The 6,446-nt window shown below is 74.8% G+C and carries 6 protein-coding genes; all 6 read left to right on the top strand.

All coding sequences use genetic code 11. From position 1 onward, the window contains the following. Window positions 1-379 precede the first annotated feature (379 nt). The 6 genes from AB0P35_RS25425 to hypE are packed head-to-tail and all read left to right on the top strand — an operon-like array spanning window position 380 to window position 6,437. The gene (locus AB0P35_RS25425) at window positions 380-754 is read left to right on the top strand and encodes a hydrogenase maturation nickel metallochaperone HypA (RefSeq protein WP_363514646.1); all 375 of its coding nucleotides are present in this window, start codon (window positions 380-382) and stop codon (window positions 752-754) included. Window positions 755-758: 4 nt separating this feature from the next. Then, window positions 759-1,583 (top strand): hydrogenase nickel incorporation protein HypB, encoded by an 825-nt coding sequence (hypB, locus tag AB0P35_RS25420; protein WP_363514643.1) that lies wholly within the window; start codon window positions 759-761, stop codon window positions 1,581-1,583. Continuing rightward, window positions 1,580-3,904: a carbamoyltransferase HypF gene (gene hypF, locus AB0P35_RS25415; protein ID WP_363514640.1), complete on the top strand. Its 2,325-nt coding sequence runs from the start codon at window positions 1,580-1,582 to the stop codon at window positions 3,902-3,904. The genes hypB and hypF overlap by 4 nt, the downstream gene beginning before the upstream one ends. A gap of 46 nt (window positions 3,905-3,950) precedes the next feature. Beyond that, window positions 3,951-4,241 carry a HypC/HybG/HupF family hydrogenase formation chaperone gene (locus tag AB0P35_RS25410; RefSeq protein WP_095875986.1) on the top strand — a complete coding sequence of 97 codons (291 nt, stop codon included), beginning with the start codon at window positions 3,951-3,953 and terminating at the stop codon, window positions 4,239-4,241. Then, window positions 4,238-5,371 (top strand): hydrogenase formation protein HypD, encoded by a 1,134-nt coding sequence (hypD, locus tag AB0P35_RS25405; RefSeq protein WP_095875987.1) that lies wholly within the window; start codon window positions 4,238-4,240, stop codon window positions 5,369-5,371. The genes AB0P35_RS25410 and hypD overlap by 4 nt, the downstream gene beginning before the upstream one ends. After that, on the top strand, window positions 5,364-6,437 hold the full coding sequence (gene hypE / locus AB0P35_RS25400) for a hydrogenase expression/formation protein HypE (RefSeq protein WP_363514636.1): 1,074 nt from the start codon (window positions 5,364-5,366) through the stop codon (window positions 6,435-6,437). Before hypD ends, hypE begins: the two co-directional genes overlap by 8 nt. Window positions 6,438-6,446: the final 9 nt, after the last annotated feature.

Raw genomic sequence — 6,446 nt, 5'->3', positions numbered from 1 at the left:
TGGCGGTGGTCCCCCGGCTGCGCGCGGGGGGGCCGGCCGGCCCCGCCGCCGGCCCCGCCGCCGGCCCCGCCGCCGAACGTGCGGCCGCGCACCGGCCGACCGCCGACTCCGACCCACGCGACACCACCGACAGAGAGGCACCCTCATGCGCAAGTTCCTGATCGTCCTGCTCGGCGCCGCCGCCGCGGCCGTCTTCGTGCAGAGCCTGCCGGACATCAAGCGCTACCTGAAGATCCGGCAGATGTGAGGCGCGGCCGGTGCTGCGAATGGCGTAGTGCGCGCCGCGCCCACGGCGCGGCGCACCCGGCACCCCCGGGCCGCGGCCTGTAATGGTCCCCGACCGTCCGGTCACCGCCTCCAGCCGCGGAACGGGGTGCCGATGCACGAGATGTCGATCGCGATGGCCGTGGTGGACCAGGTGGTCCAGGCCGCCCCCGAGGGCTCGGGCCGGGTCGAGGCGGTGCTGCTACAGGTCGGCGAACTCGCCGGAGTGGTACCGGACTCACTGCACTTCTGCTTCGGACTGGCCTGCTCCGGAACGGCCCTGGAGGGCGCCGAACTGGTCGTCGAGCCGGTCCCGGCGCACGCCCGGTGCGGCGCCTGCGGCACCGGATGGGCCGTCGGGATGCCACCCGAACTGGGCTGCCCGGCCTGCGGCGACGGCGCGGCCACCGAGCTCCTGACCGGACGGGAGCTGCAGATCCGCAGCGTCCGCTGGGCGGACCGTCCGGTGTACGCCGACCAGGAAGGCTGACGCCATGTGCCGAGTCATCGACCTCCAGCAGGCCGTGCTCGCCAGAAACGAGGACGCCGCCCGGGAGCTGCGCGAGGCGCTGGCCGCCCGCGGCACCGTCACGGTGAACCTGCTCTCCAGCCCCGGCAGCGGCAAGACCGCCCTGCTGGAGGCCGAGTTGGTACTCGCCGGACAGCGCGGGATCGCCGCGGCCGCGCTCACCGCCGACCTCGCCACCGAGAACGACGCGCTGCGCCTCGCCCGTTCGGGCGCCCCGGTGAAGCAGGTGCTGACCGACGGGCTCTGCCACCTGGAGGCGGCGATGCTCGCCCGCCACCTGGACGGCTGGCTGCCCGAGTCCACCCGGCTGCTGTTCGTGGAGAACGTCGGCAACCTGGTCTGCCCCGCCTCGTACGACCTCGGGGAGGACCTGCGGGTGGCGCTGGCCTCGGTGACCGAGGGCGAGGACAAGCCGCTGAAGTACCCGACGGCGTTCGGGCTGGCGAACCTGGTCGTGGTGACGAAGGCGGACCTCGCGGACGCCGTCGACTTCGACGAGTCGTCCTTCCTCGCCAACATCGAGCGGGTGAACCCGGGAGTCGAGGTGGTCTTCACCTCGGCGCGCACCGGGCAGGGCGTCGGCCTGCTGCTGGATCGGGCCTGCGCGGTGCTGGCGGGCGGCGCGGTGCACCACCCGGTGATGGGCGTACCGTCCACCGGGCACCACCACGGGCCGCCCGGCCACGACCATGCGCACGGGAACGAGCACGACCACGGGAACGGGCACGACCACGGGCCCCCGCACCGGCACCCGCACCGGGACCCGGCGCTGCCGCCGGCCGTCTCGTGACCGCCGCGCCGCAAGCGGCCGTCGTCGAGCGGCGGCGGGTGCGGGTCGGCGGGATCGTGCAGGGCGTGGGCTTCCGCCCGTTCGTGCACGCTCTCGCCGCGGAACTGCGGCTCGCCGGGCACGTCACCAACACCGGCGAGGGGGTGCTCGCCGAGGTGGAGGGCCTGCCGGAGGCCGTCGATGCCTTCTGCCGGCGGATCGCGGGCGACGCACCGCCACTGGCCCGGGTCGTCTCGGTCCTGCACGAGATGATCGAGGCCACCGGCGACGGCGGATTCGCCATCGTGCCGTCCACCGGCGGAGGCGGCAGCCGCACCCTCATCCCGCCCGACACCGCCACCTGCGCGGACTGCCTGGCCGAACTCGCCGACCCGGCCGACCGGCGCCACCGCCACCCGTTCATCACCTGCACCAACTGCGGGCCGCGGTTCACCATCGTCACCGCGCTGCCCTACGACCGCGCCGCCACCACCATGGCCGGCTTCCCGATGTGTGCGGACTGCCGCCGCGAGTACACCGACCCGGCCGACCGGCGCTTCCACGCCCAGCCGATCTGCTGCCACGCCTGCGGGCCCAGGCTCTCGCTCACCGTGCCCGGACGGCCCGAACTCGACGGCCCCGACGCCCTGGAGTGCGCCCGCAGGCTGCTCGCCGAGGGCGCGGTGCTCGCCGTCAAGGGCATCGGCGGCTACCACCTGGCCTGCGACGCCGGCAGCGACGCGGCCGTCGCAGAACTGCGGCGGCGCAAGCGGCGCGGCGACAAGCCCTTTGCCGTGATGGCCGGTTCGCTCGCCGAGGCGGCCGCCCTGGCCCGGATCGGCGAGGCGGAACAAGCCGTCCTGGAGTCGGCCGCCCGGCCGATCGTGCTGCTGCGCCGCCGTCCGGACACGCCCGGTGTCGCCGAGGGTGTCGCTCCGCGCTGCCCCGACCTCGGGGTCATGCTGCCGTACACGCCGCTGCACCGGCTGCTGCTCGGCCTGCCCGGCGATCCGGTAGGGCCGCGGGTGCTGGTGATGACCAGCGGCAACCTCTCCGGCGAGCCCATCGTCACCGACGACGCCGAGGCACTGGACCGGCTCGCGCCGCTGGTGGACGGCTGGTTGGCGCACGACCGGCCGATCCACGTGCCCTGCGACGACTCGGTGGTGCGGGTGGTGGACGGCGAGCCGCTGCCGGTGCGGCGCTCGCGCGGGTACGCGCCGCTGCCCGTGCCGCTGCCGGTCGAGGTCCGCCCGGTACTCGCCGTCGGCGGGGACCTGAAGAACACCTTCGCCCTGGCCGAGGGCCGCACGGCCTGGCCGTCCGGGCACGTCGGCGACATGGACGACCTCGCGACCCTTGCCGGATTCGGCCGCGCGGTACGCCAGTTGGCGGCCGTCACCGGGGTGCGGCCGGAACTGCTGGCCGCCGACCGGCACCCCCGCTACCGCTCCGCGCTGTGGGCGCGCCGCGAGGCCGGCGGGCGGGAGGTGCGCACCGTGCAGCACCACCACGCGCACGTGGCCTCCGCGATGGCCGAGCACGGGCTGGACGGCACCGGGCGGGTCATCGGCGTCGCCTTCGACGGCACCGGCTACGGCGAGGACGGCGCGGTGTGGGGCGGCGAGGTCCTGCTCGCCGACTACGACGGCTTCGAGCGGTTCGCCCGGCTCGGCTACGTGCCGCTGCCCGGCGGGGACGCCGCGGTGGAACGGCCGTACCGGATGGCGCTCGCCCACCTGTACGCGGCCGGCCTGCCCTGGGCGCCGGGCCTGCCCTGCACCGCGGCCTGCCCGCCCGACGAACTCGCCGTGCTGCGGCAGCAGTTGGCGCGCGGCCTGAACTGCGTCCCGACCTCCAGCATGGGACGGCTGTTCGACGCCGTCTCCTCGCTCGCCGGGGTCTGCCACCGGGCCGGCTACGAGGCCCAGGCCGCCGTGGAGCTGGAGGCCGCCGCACTGGCGGCGGAGGACGAGGGCGGCGAACCGTACCGGTTCGGGACGGGCGAGGACGCGGGCGTGCTGGTGGCCGATCCCGGCCCGGTGCTGGCCGCGGCGGTGGCCGATCTGGCGGCGGGCGTGCCCGCGGGCGTGGTCGCCCGGCGCTTCCACGCCGCGGTGGCCGCCCTGGTGGAGCGGCTGTGCGTGGCTGCCCGCGAGCGGACCGGCCTCGGCACCGCGGCGCTCACCGGCGGGGTGTTCGGCAACGCGCTGCTCACCGCGGACTGCCTGCACCGGCTGCGGTCGGCCGGGTTCACCGTGCTGCGGCACCGGCTGGTGCCGCCCAACGACGGCGGTCTGGCGCTCGGCCAACTGGTGGTGGCCGGCCGGACCGGCAGCTGAACGGCGGGGGCGCACCCGCCCCCGGACGACGAACGAGGAGCATCCGATGTGCTTGGCGGTGCCCGGCAGGGTGATGGAGATCGAGGAGCGCGACGGCACCCGGATGGCCGTCGTGGACTTCGGCGGCGTGGTCAAGGACGTGTGCCTGGAGTACCTGCCGGACCTGGCGGTCGGTGAGTACGCGATCGTGCACGTGGGGTTCGCGCTGCAGCGTCTGGACGAGGAGTCGGCCCGCCGCACGCTCGAGCTCTTCGCGGAACTCGGTCTGCTGCAGGAGGAGTTCGGTGACCCGTGGGAGGCTGCCGCGGGCGCCCCGAAGGAGGCGGAGGCCAAGTGAAGTACCTGGAGGAGTTCCAGAACCCGGAGCTGGCCCGGCGGCTGCTCGACGACATCCGCGCGACGGTCACCCGGCCGTGGGCGCTGATGGAGGTCTGCGGCGGCCAGACGCACACCATCATCCGGCACGGGATCGACCAACTGCTGCCCGAGGGGCTGGAGCTGATCCACGGGCCTGGGTGCCCGGTGTGCGTCACCCCGCTGGAGGTGATCGACAAGGCGCTGGAGATCGCCTCACGTCCCGAGGTGGTCTTCTGCTCCTTCGGCGACATGCTGCGGGTGCCCGGCACCGACAAGGACCTGTTCCGGGTCCGCAGCGAGGGCGGTGACGTGCGGGTCGTCTACTCGCCGCTGGACGCGCTGCGGGTCGCCGAGCAGAACCCGGAGAAGCAGGTGGTCTTCTTCGGCATCGGCTTCGAGACCACCGCCCCGCCGAACGCCATGACGGTGTACCAGGCGAAGAAGCGCGGCATCGACAACTTCAGCCTGCTGGTCTCGCACGTGCGGGTGCCCCCGGCGATCGAGGCGATCATGCAGTCGCCGGACTGCCGGGTGCAGGGGTTCCTCGCCGCCGGGCACGTCTGCTCGGTGATGGGAACGGCCGAATACCCGGAGCTGGCCGAGCGGTTCAAGGTGCCGATCGTGGTCACCGGCTTCGAGCCGCTGGACATCCTGGAGGGCATCCGTCGCACCGTGCGCCAACTGGAGCGCGGCGAGCACACGGTGGACAACGCCTACCCCCGCGCGGTGCGGAGCGAGGGCAACCCGGCGGCGCAGGCCATGCTCGCCGACGTCTTCGAGACCACCGACCGCGCCTGGCGCGGCATCGGCACCATCCCGCAGAGCGGCTGGCGGCTCTCGGCCCGCTACCGGGCCTACGACGCCGAACACCGCTTCGACGTGGGCGACGTGAACACCTGCGAACCCGCGGCCTGCCGGGCCGGCGAGGTGCTGCAGGGCCTCCTGAAGCCGCACGAGTGCGAGGCCTTCGGCACCGTCTGCACGCCGCGCAACCCGCTGGGCGCGACCATGGTCTCCAGCGAGGGCGCCTGCGCCGCCTACTACCTGTACCGCCGCCTGGGCGTGCCCGCCGCGCCCGCCGCCCCGCTGGAGGCGAGCCCCGTTGCCTGACACCACCGCCCTCACCGCACCCGACTTCGAGAACTGGAGCTGCCCGCTGCCGCTGCGCGACCACCCGCGGGTGGTGATGGGGCACGGCGGCGGCGGGGCGCTCTCCGCCGAACTGGTCGAGCACGTCTTCGCACCCGCGTTCGGCGGCCCGGTGCTGGCCGCCCTCGGCGACTCCGCGGCCGTCACCCTCGGCGGGGTGCGACTCGCCTTCTCCACCGACTCGTACGTGGTGCGCCCGCTGTTCTTCCCCGGCGGCAGCATCGGCGATCTGGCGGTCAACGGCACCGTCAACGACCTGGCGATGAGCGGCGCCACGGCCGCCTACCTGTCCTGCGGGTTCATCCTGGAGGAGGGGGTGGAGACCGCCGAGGTGGCCCGGGTGGCGCAGGCGCTCGGCGCGGCCGCCCGGGCCGCCGGGGTCGAGGTGGCCACCGGCGACACCAAGGTGGTCGAGGCCGGCCGCGGCGACGGGATCTACCTCAACACGGCGGGCATCGGGCTGATCCCGGCCGGGGTCGACCTGCGTCCGCAGCGTGCCGAGTCGGGCGACGTGGTGATCGTCAGCGGGCCGATCGGGCTGCACGGCGTGGCCGTGATGAGCGTCCGGGAGGGCCTGGAGTTCGGCGTGGACGTGCGGAGCGACTGCGCCCCGCTCGGCGGCCTCGTGCAGGCGATGCTCGCCGTCACCCCGGACCTCCACGTGCTGCGCGACCCCACCCGCGGCGGCCTCGGCGCCTCGCTCAACGAGATCGCCGCGGCCTCCGGCGTCGGGGTGGCCGTGCAGGAGCGGAACATCCCGGTGCCGCCGGAGGTCGCCAACGCCTGCGCGATCCTCGGCCTGGACCCGATGTACGTCGCCAACGAGGGCAAGCTGGTCGCCTTCGTGCCGCGGCAGCACGCCGACGCGGTGCTGGAGGCGATGCGGGCGCACCCGCTCGGCGCGGGCGCGGCCGTGATCGGCGAGTGCGTCGCCGACCACCCCGGCATGGTGGTGGCCCGGACCGCGCTCGGCGGCACCCGGGTCGTCGACCTGCCGGTGGGCGAGCAGCTGCCGCGGATCTGCTGACCGCAGCCG

This window comes from Kitasatospora sp. NPDC085879, from assembly GCF_040686255.1.
In the GTDB taxonomy this organism is placed as follows: domain Bacteria; phylum Actinomycetota; class Actinomycetes; order Streptomycetales; family Streptomycetaceae; genus Kitasatospora.
The sequence above is the reverse complement of the archived record's forward strand: the minus strand, read 5'-3'. Positions and strand labels throughout refer to the sequence as shown.

Bases quoted from the DNA above. Each gene is read 5' to 3' on its own strand.
- AB0P35_RS25410 (WP_095875986.1), top strand. From the start codon at position 3,951: ATGTGCTTGGCGGTGCCCGGCAGGGTGATGGAGATCGAGGAGCGCGAC.
- hypB (WP_363514643.1), top strand. From the start codon at position 759: ATGTGCCGAGTCATCGACCTCCAGCAGGCCGTGCTCGCCAGAAACGAG.
- AB0P35_RS25425 (WP_363514646.1), top strand. From the start codon at position 380: ATGCACGAGATGTCGATCGCGATGGCCGTGGTGGACCAGGTGGTCCAG.